Source organism: Streptomyces sp. NPDC001536 (assembly GCF_042894505.1).
Taxonomy (GTDB): domain Bacteria; phylum Actinomycetota; class Actinomycetes; order Streptomycetales; family Streptomycetaceae; genus Streptomyces.
Genome location: NZ_JBIAVQ010000003.1, coordinates 287,327 through 306,659 on the forward strand (window position 1 = coordinate 287,327; position 19,333 = coordinate 306,659).

Annotated in this window: 20 protein-coding genes; 9 read left to right on the forward strand and 11 right to left on the reverse strand. The window is 71.3% G+C overall.

Annotated elements, in window-relative coordinates; genetic code table 11:
• Nucleotides 1-10: 10 nt before the first annotated feature.
• From ACFY0U_RS10275 to ACFY0U_RS10300, 6 genes are all read right to left on the reverse strand, one after another.
• Nucleotides 11-799, reverse strand: coding sequence for an aldose 1-epimerase (locus tag ACFY0U_RS10275; RefSeq protein WP_388633084.1), 789 nt, complete (start codon nucleotides 797-799; stop codon nucleotides 11-13).
• Nucleotides 800-884: 85 nt separating this feature from the next.
• Complete coding sequence (locus ACFY0U_RS10280; RefSeq protein WP_388633087.1) at nucleotides 885-1,763, reverse strand: SRPBCC domain-containing protein; 879 nt, start codon at nucleotides 1,761-1,763, stop codon at nucleotides 885-887.
• Between the two features lie 74 nt (nucleotides 1,764-1,837).
• Nucleotides 1,838-3,469: a polyamine aminopropyltransferase gene (locus ACFY0U_RS10285; protein WP_388633089.1), complete on the reverse strand. Its 1,632-nt coding sequence runs from the start codon at nucleotides 3,467-3,469 to the stop codon at nucleotides 1,838-1,840.
• 187 nt (nucleotides 3,470-3,656) lie between these two features.
• Complete coding sequence (locus tag ACFY0U_RS10290; protein ID WP_388633092.1) at nucleotides 3,657-4,193, reverse strand: DUF2617 family protein; 537 nt, start codon at nucleotides 4,191-4,193, stop codon at nucleotides 3,657-3,659.
• A 381-nt stretch (nucleotides 4,194-4,574) separates the two neighbouring features.
• Nucleotides 4,575-4,817, reverse strand: a complete 243-nt coding sequence (locus ACFY0U_RS10295; protein ID WP_388633095.1) for a hypothetical protein — start codon at nucleotides 4,815-4,817, stop codon at nucleotides 4,575-4,577.
• Between the two features lie 22 nt (nucleotides 4,818-4,839).
• Entirely contained in the window at nucleotides 4,840-5,118 is a 279-nt protein-coding gene (locus tag ACFY0U_RS10300; RefSeq protein ID WP_388633097.1) for a hypothetical protein, read from the reverse strand.
• Between the two features lie 212 nt (nucleotides 5,119-5,330).
• On the opposite strand from ACFY0U_RS10300, the gene ACFY0U_RS10305 reads away from it, so the two are divergent.
• Together ACFY0U_RS10305 and ACFY0U_RS10310 are read left to right on the forward strand one after the other, a co-directional pair.
• Nucleotides 5,331-6,491, forward strand: a complete 1,161-nt coding sequence (locus ACFY0U_RS10305; protein ID WP_388634293.1) for a pyridoxal phosphate-dependent aminotransferase — start codon at nucleotides 5,331-5,333, stop codon at nucleotides 6,489-6,491.
• Between the two features lie 190 nt (nucleotides 6,492-6,681).
• A complete protein-coding gene (locus ACFY0U_RS10310) occupies nucleotides 6,682-7,875 on the forward strand; it encodes a hypothetical protein (RefSeq protein WP_388633100.1) in 1,194 nt (397 codons plus the stop codon).
• 9 nt (nucleotides 7,876-7,884) lie between these two features.
• On the opposite strand, the gene ACFY0U_RS10315 is transcribed toward ACFY0U_RS10310, so the two are convergent.
• Complete coding sequence (locus ACFY0U_RS10315) at nucleotides 7,885-8,415, reverse strand: YbjN domain-containing protein (RefSeq protein WP_388633102.1); 531 nt, start codon at nucleotides 8,413-8,415, stop codon at nucleotides 7,885-7,887.
• A gap of 127 nt (nucleotides 8,416-8,542) precedes the next feature.
• On the opposite strand from ACFY0U_RS10315, the gene ACFY0U_RS10320 reads away from it, so the two are divergent.
• The gene (locus ACFY0U_RS10320; RefSeq protein WP_388633105.1) at nucleotides 8,543-8,674 is read left to right on the forward strand and encodes a hypothetical protein; all 132 of its coding nucleotides are present in this window, start codon (nucleotides 8,543-8,545) and stop codon (nucleotides 8,672-8,674) included.
• A 36-nt stretch (nucleotides 8,675-8,710) separates the two neighbouring features.
• On the opposite strand, the gene clpB is transcribed toward ACFY0U_RS10320, so the two are convergent.
• Complete coding sequence (gene clpB / locus ACFY0U_RS10325; RefSeq protein WP_388633107.1) at nucleotides 8,711-11,308, reverse strand: ATP-dependent chaperone ClpB; 2,598 nt, start codon at nucleotides 11,306-11,308, stop codon at nucleotides 8,711-8,713.
• 120 nt (nucleotides 11,309-11,428) lie between these two features.
• On the opposite strand from clpB, the gene ACFY0U_RS10330 reads away from it, so the two are divergent.
• A complete protein-coding gene (locus tag ACFY0U_RS10330) occupies nucleotides 11,429-11,866 on the forward strand; it encodes a pyridoxamine 5'-phosphate oxidase family protein (RefSeq protein WP_388633110.1) in 438 nt (145 codons plus the stop codon).
• A gap of 152 nt (nucleotides 11,867-12,018) precedes the next feature.
• Here the strand turns inward: ACFY0U_RS10330 and ACFY0U_RS10335 are convergent, their stop codons facing one another.
• Together ACFY0U_RS10335 and ACFY0U_RS10340 are read right to left on the reverse strand one after the other, a co-directional pair.
• Nucleotides 12,019-12,354: a hypothetical protein gene (locus ACFY0U_RS10335; RefSeq protein WP_171141595.1), complete on the reverse strand. Its 336-nt coding sequence runs from the start codon at nucleotides 12,352-12,354 to the stop codon at nucleotides 12,019-12,021.
• Nucleotides 12,351-12,575: a hypothetical protein gene (locus tag ACFY0U_RS10340; protein WP_388633112.1), complete on the reverse strand. Its 225-nt coding sequence runs from the start codon at nucleotides 12,573-12,575 to the stop codon at nucleotides 12,351-12,353. Before ACFY0U_RS10340 ends, ACFY0U_RS10335 begins: the two co-directional genes overlap by 4 nt.
• A 181-nt stretch (nucleotides 12,576-12,756) precedes the next feature.
• Between ACFY0U_RS10340 and ACFY0U_RS10345 the strand changes: the two genes are divergently transcribed.
• Entirely contained in the window at nucleotides 12,757-13,710 is a 954-nt protein-coding gene (locus tag ACFY0U_RS10345) for a helix-turn-helix transcriptional regulator (RefSeq protein ID WP_388634296.1), read from the forward strand.
• Complete coding sequence (locus tag ACFY0U_RS10350; RefSeq protein WP_388633114.1) at nucleotides 13,707-14,684, forward strand: helix-turn-helix transcriptional regulator; 978 nt, start codon at nucleotides 13,707-13,709, stop codon at nucleotides 14,682-14,684. The genes ACFY0U_RS10345 and ACFY0U_RS10350 overlap by 4 nt, the downstream gene beginning before the upstream one ends.
• Here ACFY0U_RS10350 and ACFY0U_RS10355 read toward each other — a convergent pair.
• Entirely contained in the window at nucleotides 14,650-15,684 is a 1,035-nt protein-coding gene (locus ACFY0U_RS10355; RefSeq protein ID WP_388633117.1) for a LuxR C-terminal-related transcriptional regulator, read from the reverse strand. The genes ACFY0U_RS10350 and ACFY0U_RS10355 overlap by 35 nt on opposite strands.
• 310 nt (nucleotides 15,685-15,994) lie before the next feature.
• On the opposite strand from ACFY0U_RS10355, the gene ACFY0U_RS10360 reads away from it, so the two are divergent.
• Genes ACFY0U_RS10360 through ACFY0U_RS10370 form a run of 3 tightly spaced genes read left to right on the forward strand, consistent with a single transcriptional unit; the run spans nucleotide 15,995 to nucleotide 19,312 of the window.
• Nucleotides 15,995-17,539 (forward strand): circularly permuted type 2 ATP-grasp protein, encoded by a 1,545-nt coding sequence (locus tag ACFY0U_RS10360; protein ID WP_388633119.1) that lies wholly within the window; start codon nucleotides 15,995-15,997, stop codon nucleotides 17,537-17,539.
• A complete protein-coding gene (locus ACFY0U_RS10365; protein ID WP_388633122.1) occupies nucleotides 17,536-18,468 on the forward strand; it encodes an alpha-E domain-containing protein in 933 nt (310 codons plus the stop codon). The genes ACFY0U_RS10360 and ACFY0U_RS10365 overlap by 4 nt, the downstream gene beginning before the upstream one ends.
• A 1-nt stretch (nucleotide 18,469) precedes the next feature.
• Entirely contained in the window at nucleotides 18,470-19,312 is an 843-nt protein-coding gene (locus tag ACFY0U_RS10370) for a transglutaminase domain-containing protein (RefSeq protein ID WP_388633125.1), read from the forward strand.
• Nucleotides 19,313-19,333 lie beyond the last annotated feature (21 nt).

The window sequence follows — 19,333 nt, forward strand, 5'->3', positions numbered from 1 at the left end:
GCCTGCCAGCTTAGAGGCGGCGCCAGCTCCAGGTCGTCGAGGCCTCCAGCGGCTCCAGGGGCGTGACCAGGCGGGGCGCGGTGTTCAGACCGTTGGGCGGCCCGGTCTGCGGCTCCACGCACACGGCCTCGGCCTGCTCGTCGTAGAGGACGACCCACTCCTCGCGGGAGGCGACGGTGAGCTCCAGCTGCCCCGGCCAGGTCAGCTTCACGTCCACCCCGCCGGGCATCCCGAAGCAGTCGTCCCACGGCCCGGGCCGGGGGTCGAGGCGCTTGCCGGTCGGCAGGTGGTCCTCGCCCCGCTCCTCCTGCCAGGCGGCGGAGAAGGCCAGTTCCACGTCCTCGCCGCCGAGGTTCCGGTTGAACCACGGGTGCCAGCCGATCTGGGCCGGGAAGGAGGAGTCGTACGTCTCGACGGACATGGTGAGCGTCACGGTGTCCGGCGTGAGGGCGACCGCCTGGGTGACCCGGCCCGGGTAGGGCCAGGGCTCGACCAGGTCGTACGTGATCACCGCCTCGTCGGTCGTCGTGCGCGCGGTGCGCCAGGCGCCGTCGCGGGCGGTGCCGTGGATGGCGTGCGGCGGGGAGTTGAGCGGCAGTTGGTGGACCGTCCCCCCGTCCCGGAAACGGCCGTCCCTGGTCCGGCCGCACCAGGGCACCATCGGGAAGCAGCCGAAGCGGTCGCCCTGCCGCAGCAGTTCGGTACCGCCGACGCGCAGTCCGCCGATCCGGCCGCCGTTGCCCGGCAGCACGGTCACCTCCGCGTCGCCCGCGGTCAGCGTGATGGGTTCGTTACTCACGGGACGACCCTACTGGGGTGATCAAGGGGGTGCTTCCGGCCATCCCCGATTCCCGCCGCCCGGGCCCGCACCCGCCCCCGCTTCTTCAGTGCCGTTTGCGCAGCACCCGGCTGACGACGATCGCCGACGCGACGACGAGGGCCGCCGCGGGGGCCGCCCAGCGGAGCGCGGAGTGCGGGGCGATGGTCTGCGGGGCGGGCACGGGCGCGTACCGGCCGCGCGGCGGGGCGTGGTCGACCTCCTCCGCGCTCCGACCGATCATCGTGCGGCGCGCGTGCGCGGCTTCTGCGGGGAGGTCGGGGGTGAAGCCGGCGGCTTCGGGGGCGTCCGGGGCTTCGGAGGTGGTGCCTTCGGAGGCGGCGGCCGGCTCGTCCGCGGGCACCGAGGCGTCCTCGGCGTCCGGAAGATCGGTCCCCTCGGCGGCCGGGGCTTCAGCGCGCTCGGCGCCCTCGGCTGCCGGGGACTCGGTGGCTTCGGTGGCTTCGGTCGCCGAAGGCCCGGCCGTGTCCGCCTCCTGCGCGGTCTTCGCTCCCCGCTTCGACTCCGCCGTAGCCGCCAAGGTCTCCGCGAAGCGGTTCAGCAGCCGGGTGACGGCCGAGGTGACGGCTTCCGGTGGGAGTTCCTTGATGCGGCCGTCGGCGGAGGCGGTGCCGTGGAAGGTGAGGGTGGAGCCGCCGTCGGCCTCGTCCACCCGCAGGGTGAGGGCGAGGGTGACCGCGCCGGTGCCCCGGGCCTCGGTGGCGTCGCCCTGGACGGCGTAGGAACCGTCGTCCTGGGCGGTGAGGCGGGCCGAGCCGCGGTAGGTGATGGTGTGGCCGCCGGCGCGTACTTTCAGCCGCCCGGTGACGGGCTCGGCGCCGGCGTCCTGCTGGAGCCCGGGAACGGCCCGGGCCACCCGCACGGGATCGGCCAGCGCCTCCCTGAGCCGCTCGGCCGGAACCGGAACGAACACCTCATGCTCCATATCGGGCCAGCCTACCCAGTGGTCGCCGACGCGCACCCCGGTTGGTCGAAAGTGGCCGCGCGTCGGCGCGGGCCTCAGTAGCGCGGATGCACCAGCGTCGACACCTCCAGCCCTGTGACCCGCATCCTCTGCGCCGCCCTCCCGTCCGCCTCCAGGCCCGCCTGCGTCAGCGTCCGCTCCGAATCGTGGCCGTCGAGCCGCAGGACCGGCGGCCGCACGGAGGCCAGGACGAACCCCCAGTCCCGTGGCGCCCGGCTCGCCCCCGTGGTCCGGTCCGGGCCCGCGGCGAAGGCGGAGTCACGGCCGCCCACGCAGTACGGCACGGTCCTCAGCCCCGCCGCGCGGATCGTCGTGTCCACCGTCCAGAAGGCGCGGGGGCGGCTCGACACCGGACCGGCGTGCACCACCAGACGGCCGCCCGGAGCCAGCACCCGCCTCGCCAGGCCGTAGAACTCCTGGGAGTACAGCTTCGTGCTGGCCGTGATCCCGGGGTCGGGCAGATCCGCGATCACCACGTCGTACACCCCCCGCGGCGCCCCCCGCAGCCAGCTGAAGGCGTCGCCCGTGGTGACGTGGACGCGCCTGTCGTCGTACACATGGCCGTTCAGCGCGGACAGCGCCGGGTCCTCGCGGGCCAGCCGGACCACCCCCGCGTCGAGTTCCACGACGTCCACCCGGTGCACGTCCGGATGGCGCAGCACCTCGCGGGCCGCCAGGCCGTCGCCGCCGCCCAGGATCAGCACGCGCGTGTGCTCGCCGTACATCGCGGGGTGGACCAGCGCCTCGTGGTAGCGGTGTTCCTCGCGGCCGCTGACCCGCAGCCGGCCGTCGAGGAAGAGATCGAGGGGACGGCCTCGCGTGCCGCCGGTGAGGACGACCTCCTGGACGTCGGTCTGGAGGGCCACGCGTACGTCGTCGCCGTACACCGCCTGCCGGGCCGCCCGTTCGAAGTCGTCGACCAGGACGGCGGCCGCGGCGAGGATGCCGAGCACGGCGAGGTTGGTCATCAGCAGCAGCCAGCGGGCCCGGCGGGACAGGTCCCGGCGGAAGAGGCCCAGCACCAGGGCGCCGCCCACGATCACGTTCACCGTGCCGGTGATCAGGGCGCCCGTCAGCTGGCCCAGCAGCGGCAGCAGCAGGAACGGAAAGGCCAGGCCGCCGACCAGCGCGCCCACGTAGTCCGCGGCGAACAGGTCCGCCACCGCGCCGCCCGGGTCCTGGCGGCGGATGCGCTGGATCAGCTCCATCAGCAGCGGGACCTCGGCGCCGATCAGCAGACCGATGGCGAGGGAGAAGGCGACGAGGAGGGCGCGGGAGCCGTTCGCCCAGATGCCGCCCCAGTCGCCGGTCCAGGCGAAGGCGGCGTAGAGGGCCATCGCGCTGAGGCCGCCCACGAGGGCGAGGGCTGCCTCGATCGCGCCGAAGGCGGCGGCCGCGTGCCAGCGCAGCCGCTTGGCGAGGAGCGAGCCGATGCCCATCGCGAAGACCATGACGGACAGCACGACGGAGGCCTGGGTGACCGAGTCGCCGATCAAGTACGAGGCGAGGGCGACCAGTTCGAGTTCGTACACCAGTCCGCACGCGGCGCAGACGAAGACGCCCGCGAGGACCAGGAACCTGCCGATCCCGGGCCGGACGGGAAGCCGCGCGGGACCGGCCCAGGGCGGCGTGGTGCCGGGTGGGGCGGGCGCGTGCGGTTCGATCACGTTGCGACGGTACGTCACTCCCGGTGCACGCTTCGTCACCCACACGTGTGGAACTGCGGGCCGAGAGGGCGTGAGGGGTTTGTACGACGTGACAGGTGATCGTGACAGGTGATGTCGTACGAGATCCCGGGCGCGGTCTTGGGCGGCATCCCGGGCGTGAACCCGGGCGTGATCCCCCGAGGGTGTCTCAGACGCCGCTCGCGCTGAGCCGGCCCGCCGGGATCCTCACCCCCACCCGAGTCCTGGTCGCCACCAACTGCCCGTCCTGCGGGTACGCGTGCCAGGTCCGCCACCGCACCTGTCCCTCGTGGCGCTGGGCCAGCAGTGCGGTGAAGGCGTGCGGGCTGCCGGGGAAGACACCGGCGAGGCCGTGCGGGTGGTCGGAGACGAGGGCCAGCAACTCCTGGGCGCGGCCCGCGAACTGACCCGGTGAGAGGACCTCGACCCGGGCCGCGAACTCGTACTCCCATTCGCCGATCCGCTTGGCGACGCCCAGCGGCAGCGGGGTGCTGCTGCCCGGGATGCACGCCACCGTCTCCGAACAAGTGCCCCGCTCCTCCTCCAGGAGCACCTGATGGGACGCTCCGAGGAGTCTCAACTCCAGCTTCGTCCCGTCGAACACGAGGTCGAGGGTCGCCAGTGCGGGGAGCGGCTCGCGCCCCAGGGCCCAGGCGAGGTCGGCCGCGCGCGTGTCGGTGTACGAGGTTTTCAGGGTCGTGAGCATGGATCGGCTCCGCTAGGCACGCAAAGAAAGAAAAGGGAGGTGTGGGTCCGGCGCACTCGGGTCGACACCGGCGGGGATTCGGCCCGATCGGCCCGGTCGGAAGGTCGGCAGGGGTGGCTCTGGGACGTCCGAAGGGCCGCTGCGTAGGTGATTTAGAGAGAATCATGAACTGTGACGCCGCCACAGCGTTTTTACCCAACTTCGTGGGGTTTCCATCCCTCAGAGGGCTCCACAGTTCAACTGTTCAACTACGGCGCACGCCAGGCCCGCCAGGGCGTGCGCCGGAGCGGGCGGGCGCTCGCGGCACACGAAGAGCCGGGCCCCACCCCCGTGCGGGCCCGGCTCTCGTGTTCCGGATGCGGGAAGCTCAGCTGCCCCGTGTCAGCTGCCCCCGCCGCATCCGCCCCCACCGCCCCCTCCGCAGGACGACCCGCCTCCGCAGGACGAACCGCCGCTGTCTCCTCCGCCGGCCCAGCTGTCGCTGCTGCCGCTGCCGTTGTTGCTGCCGCCGATGGACGACCGTCCACGCCGCCGGTCCCGCTCCCGGCGATTCGCCCCCGCGATCGCCATCAGAACCAGGCCGAGGAACAGAACCAACACGATGATGCCGAGCGCCATGCGCATGACGTCCCCCGCCTTCCGCGGCTCAGCTGCCGCCGCCGCAGCCGCCCCCGCCACCGCAGGAGGACCCGCCTCCGCAGGACGAGCTGGAGCCGCAGGAGGAGCCGGACGAGCCGCACGACGAGCCGACGCCTCCGCTCGCCCCGCCGCCGGCCCACCAGCTGCCGCTGCTGTCACCGCTCCGGCGGCGGCGCCCCCGCGCCGCGGCCCGGTCCTTCGCGGCCGCCTTGTCCTCCCGGAGGCTGAGGCGTACGACCACGACGACGAGTACTGCGGCAATCGCCAGGATGATGCCGATAACCATGGCGTCACCCTCCTTCCGTCTCCCCGAGACGACCCCCCGTGGGCGCCTCGCGTTGTGCGTGCGGTGGAGATGCCCCCGTGTCTCACCAGCCAAAGCAGAGTTGAGCGAATCCAGAGCTTGGGCGCAGGATGACCGCGACGGCCTTCTTCGGCACCGGCGAGAAGGCGGCCGGTGAGAGCGGCCGGCGAGACGCGCGAGGAGATGGCGAGCACATGGGCGACAGGGCGCTGCTGAACCGCAGGCTGGACGGATTCGGCACGACGATCTTCGCGGAGATGTCGGCACTGGCCGTGCAGACCGGGGCGATCAACCTCGGGCAGGGTTTCCCGGACACCGACGGCCCCGAGGCCGTACGGGAGGCGGCCGTTCGGGCGCTGCGCGAGGGCCGGGGCAACCAGTACCCGCCCGGGCCCGGCGTCCCCGAGCTGCGCACGGCCGTCACCGACCACCAGCACCGCTTCTACGGTCTGACCTTCGACCCCGACACGGAGGTCCTGGTCACCGCGGGTGCGACGGAGGCCATCGCGGCGACGATGCTCGCGCTGCTGGAACCGGGCGACGAGGTCATCGCCTTCGAGCCGTACTACGACTCCTACGCGGCCTGCATCAGCATGGCCGGCGCCACCCGCGTACCGCTGACCCTGCGCGCCCCCGACTTCCGCCCGGACCTCGACGCGCTCCGGGACGTGGTGACCGACCGCACCCGGCTGCTGCTGCTCAACTCCCCGCACAACCCGACCGGCATGGTGCTGACCCGCGAGGAGCTGACGGCCATCGCCGAGCTCGCGGTGGAGCGGGATCTGCTCGTGGTGACCGACGAGGTGTACGAGCACCTGACCTACGACGACGCCGAGCACATCCCGCTCATCTCGCTGCCGGGGATGCGCGACCGTACGGTCTCCATCTCCTCCGCGGGCAAGACCTTCTCCTTCACCGGCTGGAAGGTCGGCTGGATCACCGCGTCCGCGCCGCTGATCGCCGCCGTCCGTACGGCGAAGCAGTTCCTGACGTATGTGTCGTCCGGGCCGTTCCAGTACGCGATCGCGGAGGCGCTGCGGCTGCCGGACAGCTACTTCACGGGCTTTCGCGAGGAGCTGCGCGGCAAGCGCGACATCCTCGCCGACGGGCTCGCGGCGGCGGGCTTCGAGGTGTTCCGGCCGCAGGGCACGTACTTCATCACCACCGACATCGCCGCCCTGGGCGAGAAGGACGCCCTGGCCTTCTGCCGCGGCCTGCCGGAGCGGTCCGGTGTGGTCGCCGTCCCCAATTCGGTCTTCTACGACGACAAGGAGGCCGGCCGCAGCCAGGTGCGGTTCGCGTTCTGCAAGCGGGACGAGGTGCTGCGGGACGCCGCCGCCCGCCTTCTGCGGTAGACCACCCGTTCCGCGCCGTGCCCGACGTTCCTGAGGCGGCGCCCGAACGCCTGACCGCGGAGGTCATGGGGAAGCCGCCGTTGCGCGTTCCGGGACGCCGCGTCACGCCGCCACGCCGGGCACGGCGAAGCCACACCCACCCGGGCGCGCAATGCTCGCTTATGCCCGCTTTCCCCTGCAATGTGCGGGTGTGACTCACGCCAGCACCCTCGCACCGCCCGCCGTCACATACCCCGCCACCGCCGGGCGGGCCGCCCCGCGCGTGCCGTTCGCGGCGACGCTCGGTACGGCTCTCGGGCTGTTCGCGCTCGCCCGCCTCACCGGCGTCGCCGTGCTCGCCGCGACCGCTTGGGCCACCGGGCACCGGCCGCTCACCCTGCTCGGACGGTCCTGGGACTCCCGGTGGTACCTGGGGATCGCCGAGCACGGCTACGGCCGTGCCCTGCATCTGCGCCCGGACCTGGTCTTCAGCGACCTGGCCTTCTTCCCGCTGTACCCGGCGCTGGTCCGGGCGGTGACCGCGGTGAGCCCGCTGAGCGGCGGCGCGGCGGGTCTGCTGGTCTCCTGGACCGCCGCGGCCGTCGCAGCCGCCGGTCTCTACGCGCTCGGCGCCCATCTGCACGGCCGGGCCGTCGCCGCCGCCCTCGTGCTGCTCTGGGGCCTGCTGCCGCACTCGGTCGTGCTGTCGATGGCGTACACCGAACCCCTGCTGACCGCGTTCGCCGCCTGGTCGCTGTACGCCGTGCTCACCGGCCGCTGGCTGTGGGCGGGCACGCTCGCCACGCTCGCGGGGCTGGCCCGGCCGAACGGGTTCGCGGTCGCGGCGGCGGTGCTGGTGACGGCGGCGTACGAGATCGGGAGGCGGCGCGGAAAAGTTACCCACAGGCTGTGGACGGGCGCCGCGCTCGCCCCGCTCGGCTGGTGCGCGTACGTGCTGTGGGTGGGGCACCGCAAGGGCGACCTGCTCGGCGGCTACTTCGAGGTGCAGCGCCTGTGGGGCTCACGCTTCGACTTCGGCCGGGGCTCCCTGCGCGTCGTACGCCACCTGCTGCTCCAGGGCGACCGGCTGGCCTTCCCCATGGCGCTGCTGATCGTCGCGGCGGCGGTCGTCCTGTACGCGCTGCTGCTGGCCGACCGCGCCCCGCTGCCCCTGCTGGTCTACAGCGGCGTACTCCTGCTGATCACGCTCGGCGGCTCGGGCTTCTTCGCCTCCAAGCCCCGCTTCCTGCTGCCCGCCTTCCCGCTCCTGCTGCCGCTCGCGCGGGCGCTGGTGCGGACGGCGAGAGCCCGGCCCTGGCACGCGGCCGTGGTGGCCGGCGCCCTGGCCGGGCTCTCGTTCGGCTACGGCGCGTATCTGGTCGTACTCGCCGACACGCCCCTGTAGTCGCGGGGTCTACTCGTCGTCCTCGGGCTTGTCCGCCTCGTTGACCTCCTGCTCGAGGCCGAGCTGCTCGATCAGCCACTTGTCGAACTCGATGGCGGCCCGCACCCAGCTGACCGTCGAGGAGACGAAGTGCTCCAGGCTGACGCCGGTGCCGATCAGCATCTGCGCCTCACCGATCAGACGGACGGTGCCGTCGTCATGGGTGTGCGTGTAGACCTTGGGCCACAGGGTGCGGCGGTTCCAGTCGTCGATGGACTCCAGCAGCTGCGGCTTCTCGTCGATCTGGTGGGGCCGGTCGTAGAACGTCCGCACCGAGAAGACCTGCTGGTCACCCTCGCCACGGAACATGAAGTACGTACGGAACTGCTCCCACGGCGCGGCGAGGTCACCCTCTTCGTCGACGACGTACTTCAGCTCCATCTGTTCGAGGAGCTGCTTCACGAGGTCCTGATCCGGGACGACGGGACCCGCCGGTCCTTGGGGCTGCGGCTCGGGCTGCTGGCCCCCGAAGTTCGGAATCGAGGACGGATCGATGGTCACCGTGAATTTCCCTTCGTACGGATTCCGCCATCCTCCCCCATACGGGGAGGGGCGTGGCAACCCCGACGGGTACTGTCAGCCGTCAGCTGACAGGAACCGGGCGCCGCGGCGCGAAGGGGCGGGACTCATGGCGATGGCACACGGCGGGGAAACGACGGGTCGTACCAGGTGGGGGGTGGTGGCCGCCATTCTGGGACTGCCCGCGCTGCTGCTGTGCGGCTTCGTCACGATGATGGCGGCCTGGGTGCTGGTCGGGTGACCGAGGAGGCCCCGGACGGGCCCCCTCGGTCGTCGATCACAGGGTCTTGCCGGTCGCCGGTCCGACGATCAGACCGTCCCCGAAGGCGTCCACCCGGACCGTGTCGCCGTCCTTGACCTCGCCGGAGAGGATCTCCTTGGCGAGGCGGTCGCCGATGGCGGTCTGGACGAGGCGGCGCAGGGGCCGGGCACCGTACGCCGGGTCGTTGCCCTCGTCGGCGAGCCAGGCCAGGGCCTCCTCGCTGATCTCCAGGGTGAGGCGGCGTTCCGCGAGGCGCTTGGCCAGCCGGTCGATCTGGAGGCGGGCGATGCGGCCCAGCTCGTCCTTGTTCAGGGCCGAGAAGACGACCAGGTCGTCGAGGCGGTTCAGGAACTCCGGCTTGAAGCTGGTGCGCACCACCTCCAGCACCTGTTCCTTCTTCTCCGTCTCACTCGTCATCGGGTCGACCAGGAACTGGCTGCCGAGGTTCGACGTGAGCACCAGGATGGTGTTGCGGAAGTCCACGGTCCGGCCCTGACCGTCCGTCAGACGCCCGTCGTCCAGGACCTGGAGCAGGATGTCGAAGACCTCCGGGTGCGCCTTCTCCACCTCGTCCAGCAGCACCACGCTGTACGGCCGCCTGCGGACGGCTTCCGTCAACTGGCCGCCCTCCTCGTAGCCGACGTAGCCGGGAGGCGCGCCGACGAGACGGGCGACGCTGTGCTTCTCGCCGTACTCGCTCATGTCGATGCGGACCATCGCCCGCTCGTCGTCGAAGAGGAAGTCGGCGAGCGCCTTGGCCAGTTCGGTCTTGCCGACGCCCGTGGGTCCGAGGAAGAGGAAGGAGCCGGTGGGGCGGTCCGGGTCGGCGATGCCGGCGCGGGTGCGGCGTACGGCGTCGGAGACGGCCCGCACGGCCTCCGTCTGGCCGATCAGCCGGCGCCCCAACTCCTCCTCCATGCGCAGGAGTTTCTGCGTCTCGCCCTCCAGGAGGCGACCGGCGGGGATGCCGGTCCAGGCGGCGACGACGTCGGCGATGTCGTCCGGACCGACCTCCTCCTTGACCATGGTGTCCTTGGAGACCTCCTCCTCGGCCTGGGAAGCCTCCTCCAAGTCCCGTTCCAGGGTGGGGATCTCGCCGTACAGCAGCTTGCTGGCGGTGTCGAAGTCGCCGTCGCGCTGGGCGCGTTCGGCCTGGCCGCGCAGGTCGTCGAGGCGTTCCTTGAGCTCACCGACGCGGTTGAGGGACTGCTTCTCCTTCTCCCAGCGGGCGGTCAGCCCCCGCAGCTCCTCCTCCTTGTCGGCGAGATCGCGGCGCAGCCGCTCCAGGCGCTCGCGGGAGGCCGGGTCGGTCTCCTTCTCCAGGGCGAGCTCCTCCATCTTCAACCGGTCGACGGCGCGCTGGAGTTCGTCGATCTCCAGGGGCGAGGAGTCGATCTCCATACGGAGCCGGGAGGCGGACTCGTCGACGAGGTCGATGGCCTTGTCGGGGAGGAAGCGGGAGGTGATGTACCGGTCGGAGAGGGTGGCGGCGGCGACGAGGGCGGCGTCGGCGATCTGGACCTTGTGATGGGCCTCGTAGCGGCCCTTGAGTCCGCGCAGGATCGCGATCGTGTCCTCGACGGTCGGCTCGGCGACCAGCACCTGCTGGAAGCGACGCTCCAGCGCCGGGTCCTTCTCGATCCGCTCCCGGTACTCGTCCAGCGTGGTCGCGCCGACCATGCGCAGCTCACCGCGGGCGAGCATCGGCTTGAGCATGTTGCCGGCGTCCATGGCGGAGTCACCGCCGGCCCCGGCGCCCACGACGGTGTGCAGTTCGTCGATGAAGGTGACGATCTGCCCGTCGGAGTCCTTGATCTCGGCGAGGACGGTCTTGAGCCGCTCCTCGAACTCACCGCGGTACTTGGCCCCGGCGACCATGGCACCCAGGTCGAGCGCGACGAGCCGCTTGTTCTTCAGGGACTCCGGCACGTCCCCCTTCACGATCCGCTGGGCGAGCCCCTCGACGACGGCGGTCTTGCCGACGCCGGGCTCACCGATGAGGACCGGGTTGTTCTTGGTACGCCGGGACAGCACCTGCACGACCCGCCGGATCTCCTGGTCCCGCCCGATGACGGGGTCGAGCTTGCCCTCGCGGGCCGCGGCGGTGAAATCCGTACCGAACTTCTCCAGAGCCTTGTACTGCCCCTCCGGATCGGCTGTGGTCACCCGGCGACCTCCCCTGGCCTTCTGGAACGCCTCCTGCAACTTCCTGGCGTTCGCCCCTTGCGAGGAGAGTACGTCCGCGGCCTGGCCGCCCTTCGCGGCGATACCGATGAGGAGGTGCTCGGTGGACAGGTACTCGTCACCGAGGTCCTTGGCGCGGGTGCCCGCGTCGGCGACCACGGCGAGCAGCTCGCGGCTGGGCTGCGGGGGCGCGACGGTGGACCCGGTCACGCTGGGCAGCGAGGCGAGGACCTTCTCGGCACCTGCCCGCACGGCGGCCTGGTCGGCCTCCACGGCGGCCAGCAGATCGACGATGTTCTCGTTGTCCTGCCCCTGGAGCAGAGCCAGGAGCAGGTGAGCGGGGGTGAGATCGGGGTGCCCCTCGGTGGCGGCCCGCTTCTCGGCCGCGTTGATCGCGTCCCGGCTCCGGTTGGTCAGCTCGGCGTCCACGTTCGCGTACTCCTCCTCGGTGTCGGCTCTCCCTGGACTGACTCAGTCAACGTACACAAAGTTGAGTCTATTCCACTCAAGGTGGCGTTCGGGAGCCCTGGAGGGACTAACTTCCGGGCTATGACGACACCTGTGCCGACTCCCATGACGCCGCACGCCCAAACCCTCGCAGCCCTCGACGAGCCGTATCTCAGCTTCTGGCGGGAGCGGCACCTGTGCACGCTGACGACCCTGCGCCCGGACGGCAGCCCGCATGTCGTGCCGGTCGGAGTGACATACGAGCCCGAGAGCGGACTCGCTCGGGTGATCACGAGCGGATCGAGCAAGAAGGCGCGGAACGTGCTGGCGGCCGGGCCGCAGGGGGCACTGGTGGCGGTGTGCCAGACGGCGGGCCGGCGGTGGGCGACGCTGGAGGGGCGGGCGTACGTCCGCACGGAGCCGGAGCGGGTCGCGGAGGCGGTGCGGCGGTACGCCGAGCGCTACGAGCGGGAGCCGCGGCCGAATCCGGCGCGGGTGGTGATCGAGATCGAGGTGACCCGGGCCCTCGGTCACGGGTGAGGACGCGTGAGCGATCTCTTTCGGCCAGTGATCGTTTGGGTGGATACCCGGAAATATCCCCGGAAACTGCAGCGGCGTCACCGTGTTCAGGTCACGGTGACGCCGCTGCGGGGGGAAGCACCTGCGCGATCTGTTACGACGGGGGAATCGCGTCAGGCACTGCGGGGGGTGGCTGGGATGGCCCGTGTGGTGGGGGATTCCGGTTCCACCAGCCGATGGTCTCGTTGGTCAAGATTCACAAAGATCATTCCGTACCGAATGGCACACCGCACTGGCTGCGGCGCCCCCCGAGGCCGCCGCAGACACCGGTACGCCCGCAGGTCCTCGTCCTCGTCCCGCGTGACGACGACCGGCTCACCGAAGACGGTCACCATCAACGAGTCACCGGCGTGGGGGATCGCGGTGACCAGGTCGATGAAGTGCCAGCCGGAGCGGTAGGCCGTGGCCATTTCGCGACGGAAGGAGCGGTCGTCGGGGGGAGTGGTCATGACTCCACAGCCCAGGTGCTGTCGTCCGTGCCCCAGGTGCTGTCGGCCGGCTTGTCGGCCGCGACGATCCGCCACGTGCTGTCCTGGGCGTGGACGGCTGACACCGTCGTCTCGCTCCAGGTACTGTCCTGCGCGCTGTCGCCCTTCGTCCCCGCGAGGCCGCTCAGCACTCCGATGGCCACGACGGTGGAGAAGGCGGCGGCAAGCACCGAGCGAAGCATTCTCTTATGCATAGTCGGCTTCGTCCTCATTTGAAGGTCACCTCTCCCCCGCTGAGTAAGACGATGGCCCATTCGGGCACGTCATGGCCACACAATCGATGCATCATGTTCCTGCACGTTCAGGACCCTGGGGGGTGGAGATTTGACGGTAAACGAGACTAAGCGGACACATCCTCATGCGCTGACTGAGCTGTGCGAGGAGGGTCGCCGTCTTTATGAGAACGCTCTCCGCACGGGACGCATCGCCCGTGCGGACGTGGAGCCGGCTCCTTGTCTGATGGAGTTCACCCTCCTGCATCCCGACCCCGACGACGCCAACTGGCTGCGCCCGGTACCTCCCTCGATCGCTCTGGCCCAGCGCCTGAACCCGATCGAGCACGAGATCACCCAGCGCCGACGGCAGTCGATCGAGCTCGCCGATGCTTTCGAGCCGTTCATGGCCCTCAGCGCTCAGGCGACGGCGACCACGCACTCGATCACCGTGCTGGAGGGCATCGAGCGGATCAACGCGGCACTCGATCTGGCCACCGCCCAGTGCCAGACGGAGATGCTCACGGTCCAGCCGATGCGCCGGCGGCTGGAGCACACTCTCTCCCAAGGGCTGGAGCGCGACAGGCCCCTGGTCGAACGCGGCTGCCGTATCCGGACCCTCTACCAGCACCCGGCGCGCTACAGCCCCGAGACACTGGCCTACGTGGCCCAGTTCGCCGACGGCAAGGTGGAGTACCGCACCATCGACGAACTCGTCGAGCGGCTGATCATCTGCGACGAGACCGTGGCCTTCATCCCGACGCGCGACGACGGTGAGGTCGCCCTCGAACTGCGCCACCCGGGGCTCGTCCGCTACCTGATCAAGGTCTTCGAGTTCATGTGGGGCCGCGCGGTACCGCTGAGCGCCGGCGCCCCCTACGAGACGGCTCCCGACGGCATCACGGAGATCCAGCACTCGATCGCCAAGCTGCTCGTCGAGGGCCATGTCGACGAGGCGATCGCGCGCCGCCTCGGCATGAACGTCCGCACCTGCCGGGCCCATATCGCCAAGCTGGCCACGGCGCTGGGCAGCGGCAGCCGGGCGCAACTCGGCTACCTCATCGCGGAATCAGGCATCCTCAAACAGGAGGGAATACTGGAGTGATCCCGCCTCCACACTCCGAACACGGTGTGGACGAGTTGTGTGCCGCGGGACTCGAGCTCTACACACGCGCTCTGCGCGAGGGCCGGGTGAGTGGTGCCGACGTCGACGCGGCACCCTGTCTCGTCGACTTCGGGCTGCTGCACCCCGCCGTCACGGACCCGACCCGCCTGGAGCCCGCCGACCCGGCCGTCGCCATGCACCGCCTGCTGCGCGCCTCGGCGGACCGCGTCGCCGACGAACGCCGGCGCGAACAGCGGCTGGCCGAGACCTTCGAGCCGCTCCTGCGTCTCGACGGACAGCGCACGACGACCTCGGACCTGCCGGGCATCAGCGTCCTGAGCGGCATCGCCCAGATCAACGAGGCCATCACCACCGCCATGGCCGACGCCTCCCACGAGCTGCTCGCCATCCAGCCCTACGACGGCCGCAGCCCCGCCGCCCGGCTGGCCGCGAGCCTGGGCCGCGACCAGGCCCTGCTCGACCGCGGCGGCCGCATCCGCACCCTCTACCAGCACACCCAGCGCCACTCGCCCGCTGTGATCGCCCGCTACGAGCAGCTGGACGGCGATGCCGAGGCACGCACCCTGGACCAGGTCACCGAGCGGCTCGTCGTGGTCGACGGCACCATCGCCTTCATCCCCGCCAACAAGGACCGCACCCTGGCTCTCGAAGTCCGCCACCCGGTGCTGATCAACCACTTCGTCATCACCTTCGACCGCCTCTGGCACATGGCCACCCCCATGTTCCCGCAGGCCGCCCCGCAGCCCGCGCTGGGCGGTGTCACCCCCCGCCAGCGCACCATCGCCGCCCTCCTCATCGAGGGCCACACCGACGCCGTCATCGCCGAACGCCTCGGCCTCAACGTCCGCACCGCCCGCGAGCACATCGCCAAACTCGCCTCCACCCTCGGCAGCGAGAGCCGGGCCCAGCTCGGCTATCTCATCGGACGCTCGGGGATCCTTGATCAGGAATAGTGAGGCCGGCGACCTCGGCGGCGCGAGCCGGGCCGTCCAGGCCCACCTGGGCGATACGGACGCCCAGTTGGGTGCGGCTGGCCGCGCCGAGGGTCTCCGACAGCCGGGCGATATGGGCCCGGCAGGTGCGCACGCTTATCCCCAGGCGCTCGGCGATCACCGCGTCCTGGTGGCCCTCCGCGAGAAGCGCCGCGATGGACTGCTCCCGGTTCGAGATGCCCTCGATGCCCGTGTCGGGAAGCGGGGCCGTCAGCGGGATGGCCAGGCGCCACAGCCGTTCGAAGACCGTCGCGAGAAAGCCGACCAGGGCCGGGTGGCGCAGCTCCAGCGCGAGGGTGCGGTCCGGGCTCGCCGGGATGAAGGCGACCGTGCGGTCGAAGAGGATCAGCCGGTCGATGACCTCGTCGAGGGTCCTGGCCTCCACGGCCTCGCCCATCAGCTCCAGATAGTTCAGGAGGCCCTGGCCGTGCCGCGCCACATGCGTGTAGAGATCCCGCATCCGCACGCCCCGGCCGCGTAGCGCCAGGGCCCGGTGCAGGCCCTCCGTCAGCTCGTGTTCGGGGCGGATACCGCCCGGCTGCACGGTGAGGACCTCCGTCGTACACGCCTCCGTCGCCGCGTCCATGGCGGCCTGGATCCGGGAGAGGCCGTCCAGGACCCGGATCGAGGAGCCCTCCGCGGCCGAGGAGCGCTGCGGCGCCAGTCCGGCGTACCACTCGAAGGCGGCGACCGCCGAACCCATCCGCCGCTGGCTCGCGCTCACCTCCTCGTGGACCCCGCGCAGCAGCCGGGTCATGACCTCCTGCGGGGAGGTCGGCACCAGCCAGTCCATGTCGTCGGGGTCCGGGTGCAGCAGTGCCAGCTCCAGCAGACAGGGCACCGGCTCGGCGTCCTCGCGGGGCACGCGTCCGCGCCGTACGGCCCGGGAATACACACGATCCCCGGCCTCGCACAGTCGGTCAGCACCGTGTGGGTGCTCGTCCGTCCCGTGCCCGGCCATCGCCCAGACCACCCCCGCATCCAGCCTCTTGTGCCCGGTGTGCGCGCGCTCGTGGCACGGACACACCCCTACGGGTCCGCAACTATGCGCGGACCGGTCCTGCTCCGCAACACGGCTCCGTCCACTGTGACCGTGGGAAACCACCTGTATGCCCGTGATTATCCGCGCCTCCGCCCGTCGAGTTGCAACAAGCTGATGCTGGTGGGCACTACCCACAAAAGGCCTCCGCAAAGGGAATCCGGCTCTCCGCGTGCGCTGCCGGAAATCCGTGGGTGATCGCCGCGTTACGTATCGCCTCTAACGTCCCCTCATGGCGGACATATTTGACGCGTACGCGTTGGCCGACGCGTGGGACGAGATGTTTGTGCGGCCGGGTGAGGTCAGGACCGCCTATGAGCCGGTACTGGCGGCCCTGCAGCCGATCGAGCCGAGTGAACTGCGCTTCCGCGCCGACCAGATGGCCCGGGCGTTCACCGACCGGGGCGTGACCTACGCCTTCGCGGGCGAGGAGCGGCCCTGGCCGCTGGACCTCGTGCCCAGGATCCTCGACGGCCTCGAATGGGATCTCATACAACGCGGGGTGAGTCAGCGGGTGCGGGCCCTGGAGGCCTATCTCGCCGACGCCTACGGGCACTGCCGGGCCTTCGAGGACGGCGTCGTGCCCTGGCGGCTGCTGCTCAACTCCCCCCATTTCCACCGGGCCGCCCACGGGGTCGAGCCTCCCGGCGGGGTACGGATCCATGTGGCCGGGATCGATCTCGTACGGGACGAGGCCGGGGACTTCCGGGTGCTGGAGGACAACGTGCGGGTGCCCAGCGGGGTGTCGTACGTCATCGAGAACCGCAGGGCCATGACCCGGGTCTTCCCCTCCCTCTTCGCCGAGCAGCACGTCCTGCCCGTCGACGGTTACGGGCAGCGGCTCCTGTCCGCGCTGCGGGCCGCCGCTCCCGCGGGCACCCAGGATCCCCGGGTCGTCGTGCTCACCCCCGGGCCCAGCAACGCGGCCTACTTCGAACACGCCCTGCTGGCCCGGCTGATGGGCGTGCAGCTCGTCGAGGGGCACGATCTGGTGTGCCGCAACAACCGGGTGTGGATGCGCACCACCCGCGGCGAGGTGCCCGTGCATGTCGTATACCGGCGCCTCGACGACGACTTCCTCGACCCGCTGCACTTCAGGCCCGACTCGGTGATCGGCTGCCCGGGGATCATGAGCGCGGCCATGGCGGGCCATGTCACCCTCGCCAACGCGGTGGGCAACGGCATCGCGGACGACAAGCTGCTCTACACCTACGTCCCGGATCTGATCCGGTACTACCTCGGCGAGGAGCCGGTCCTGCCCAACGTGGAGTCCTTCCGGCCCGACGAGCCGGGGCAGTTGGACGCCGTTCTCGACCAGATCGACCAGCTCGTCATCAAGCCCGTCGACGGGGCGGGCGGCCAGGGCATCGTTATCGGACCCAAGGCGGACAAGGCGACCCTGGAGAAGACCAGGAAGGCCGTCATCGCCGACCCGCGCGGCTACATCGCCCAGCGGCCCGTCGCCCTGTCCACCTCCCCCACCCTGGCCGGTGAGCGCATGGCACCCCGCCACATCGACCTCAGGCCCTTCGCCGTCAACGACGGCGACGACATCTGGGTCCTGCCCGGCGGCCTCACCCGCGTCGCCCTCCAGGAGGGCAACCTGATCGTCAACTCCAGCCAGGGCGGCGGCTCCAAGGACACCTGGGTACTCGCCGAGGGACCGGCCGAACAGATCGAGGAGCCGAGCGCCGACCGACTGCCCGACGTCGCCCCGCGCCAGCTGGGCCCCGACGGCACCCCCACCGTCGTACAGGAAGGAGCGCAGCAGCAGTGAGCGACGTGATCCTCTCCCGGATAGCCGAGGCGCTGACCTGGACCGGCCGGTACGTCGAGCGGGCGGACGCCACCGGACGCATCCTCGACGCCTATCTGCACCGCATGCTGGAGGACCCCTGGCGCGACGAGGACGCGGCCTGCCGGTCGCTGTACGCGATCCTCGGCGTCGACGCGGGCGACGAGCGCGTCGACATGCAGCAGGTCCTGGACCAGCTCGCCTTCGACGCCCGCTCGACCTGCTCGATCGAGGGCGCGCTGGGCGCGGCCCGGCTCAACGCCCGCAGTGCCCGTGAGGCCGTCTCCTCCGAGATGTGGGAGTGCCTCAACTCGACCTGGCACGCACTCGCCGACCGGCGGCGCGCGGCCCGGCGGACGGGCCCCTACGCCTATCTGGAGCTGGTACGCGCGCGTGCCGCGCTGTTCTTCGGGCTCGCCGACTCCACGATGAGCCGGGACGACAGCTGGCGGTTCGTGGTGCTGGGGCGCAGCCTGGAGCGGGTGGACATGACCGTACGGCTGCTGTCCGTGCGGGTGCTGGACGCCGCGCACGCGCCCGACTGGACGACGCTGCTGAGCGCGTCCGGCGCCGACGAGGCGTACGCGCGCGTGCACAGCGGCTTCGGCGACAACGCCCGGGTGGCCGAGTTCCTGCTCCTGGACCGGGGCTTCCCGCGCTCGGCGCTGCACGCGCTGACCACCGCGGAGGAGTGCCTCAGCGCCCTCGGCCGTCCTCGCCAGGACCCGGCGCGCCGCCCGATCGGCCGGCTGCGCACCCGCCTGGAGTACCTCGACTCACCCGCCCTCCAGGATCAGCTTCCGGCGCTGCTGGGCGACTTGCAGCAGGCCTGCATGGCCTCGGCGGAAGCGGTCGCGGAGCGGTTCTTCCCGTACCAGGGGCCCGTCGAGTGGGCCCAGGAAGGAGCCTGACATGACCAGTCGTCTCCGTATCCGGCACATCACCCGCGTCTCGTACGCCCAGGCCGCCGTCTCCTCGCACAACGAGGTCCGGATGACCCCGCTGACGCTGCCGGGGCAGACCACGCTGGACTCCCGGGTCACCGTCACCCCGGCCACCGCGACCTGGTCGTACTGGGACTACTGGGGCACCCAGGTCACCGGCTTCGACCTGATGGACCCGCACGCCGACCTCACCATCACGGCCTCCAGCCTGGTCGAGACGTCCCCGCCGGAGCCGCTGCCGGCCGCTCCCGCCTGGGAGCAGGTGGCCGAACAGAGCGCGACATCACGCCTGTTGGAGTTCACCGGCCCCACAGACCGTACGACCGTCCCCGCGAAGCTGGTGAAGAAGGCGCGGAAGGCCGCGGCGGGCCTCGACCCGCACGAGGCCGCCGTCGCCGTCTCCGCGCTGGTCGCCGACCGGGTCTCCTACCTGCCCGGCGCCACGAGCGTGAACACCTCCGCCGCCGAGGCCTGGGAGCAGGGCGCCGGCGTCTGCCAGGACATCGCCCATCTCACCCTCGGCCTGCTGCGGGGCGTGGGCCTGCCCGCCCGGTACGTCTCCGGCTACCTCCACCCCGAGCGGGACGCGGAACTGCACCGGCCGGTCGCGGGCCAGAGCCATGCCTGGGTCGAGTACTGGGCGGGCGAGTGGTGCGGCTACGACCCGACCAACCGGACGCGCGCCGCCGAGTCGCACGTGGTCGTGGGGCGCGGCCGGGACTACGACGACGTGACGCCCCACAAGGGCATCTACCGGGGTGTGCCCGGCGGACCGCCGGAGGTGACGGTGGAGTTCACGCGGGTGGCGTGAACGGGGGGCGCGGGGCCGGGC

Excerpts from the sequence above, each read along its gene's own strand:
- ACFY0U_RS10280 (WP_388633087.1), bottom strand. The coding sequence starts at position 1,763 with ATGGAGCATGAGGTGTTCGTTCCGGTTCCGGCCGAGCGGCTCAGGGAG.
- ACFY0U_RS10290 (WP_388633092.1), bottom strand. The coding sequence starts at position 4,193 with ATGCTCACGACCCTGAAAACCTCGTACACCGACACGCGCGCGGCCGAC.
- ACFY0U_RS10295 (WP_388633095.1), bottom strand. The coding sequence starts at position 4,817 with ATGCGCATGGCGCTCGGCATCATCGTGTTGGTTCTGTTCCTCGGCCTG.
- ACFY0U_RS10300 (WP_388633097.1), bottom strand. The coding sequence starts at position 5,118 with ATGGTTATCGGCATCATCCTGGCGATTGCCGCAGTACTCGTCGTCGTG.
- ACFY0U_RS10305 (WP_388634293.1), top strand. The coding sequence starts at position 5,331 with ATGGGCGACAGGGCGCTGCTGAACCGCAGGCTGGACGGATTCGGCACG.
- ACFY0U_RS10320 (WP_388633105.1), top strand. The coding sequence starts at position 8,543 with ATGGCGATGGCACACGGCGGGGAAACGACGGGTCGTACCAGGTGGGGG.
- ACFY0U_RS10330 (WP_388633110.1), top strand. The coding sequence starts at position 11,429 with ATGACGACACCTGTGCCGACTCCCATGACGCCGCACGCCCAAACCCTC.
- ACFY0U_RS10335 (WP_171141595.1), bottom strand. The coding sequence starts at position 12,354 with ATGACCACTCCCCCCGACGACCGCTCCTTCCGTCGCGAAATGGCCACG.
- ACFY0U_RS10340 (WP_388633112.1), bottom strand. The coding sequence starts at position 12,575 with ATGCTTCGCTCGGTGCTTGCCGCCGCCTTCTCCACCGTCGTGGCCATC.
- ACFY0U_RS10355 (WP_388633117.1), bottom strand. The coding sequence starts at position 15,684 with ATGGCCGGGCACGGGACGGACGAGCACCCACACGGTGCTGACCGACTG.
- ACFY0U_RS10360 (WP_388633119.1), top strand. The coding sequence starts at position 15,995 with ATGGCGGACATATTTGACGCGTACGCGTTGGCCGACGCGTGGGACGAG.
- ACFY0U_RS10370 (WP_388633125.1), top strand. The coding sequence starts at position 18,470 with ATGACCAGTCGTCTCCGTATCCGGCACATCACCCGCGTCTCGTACGCC.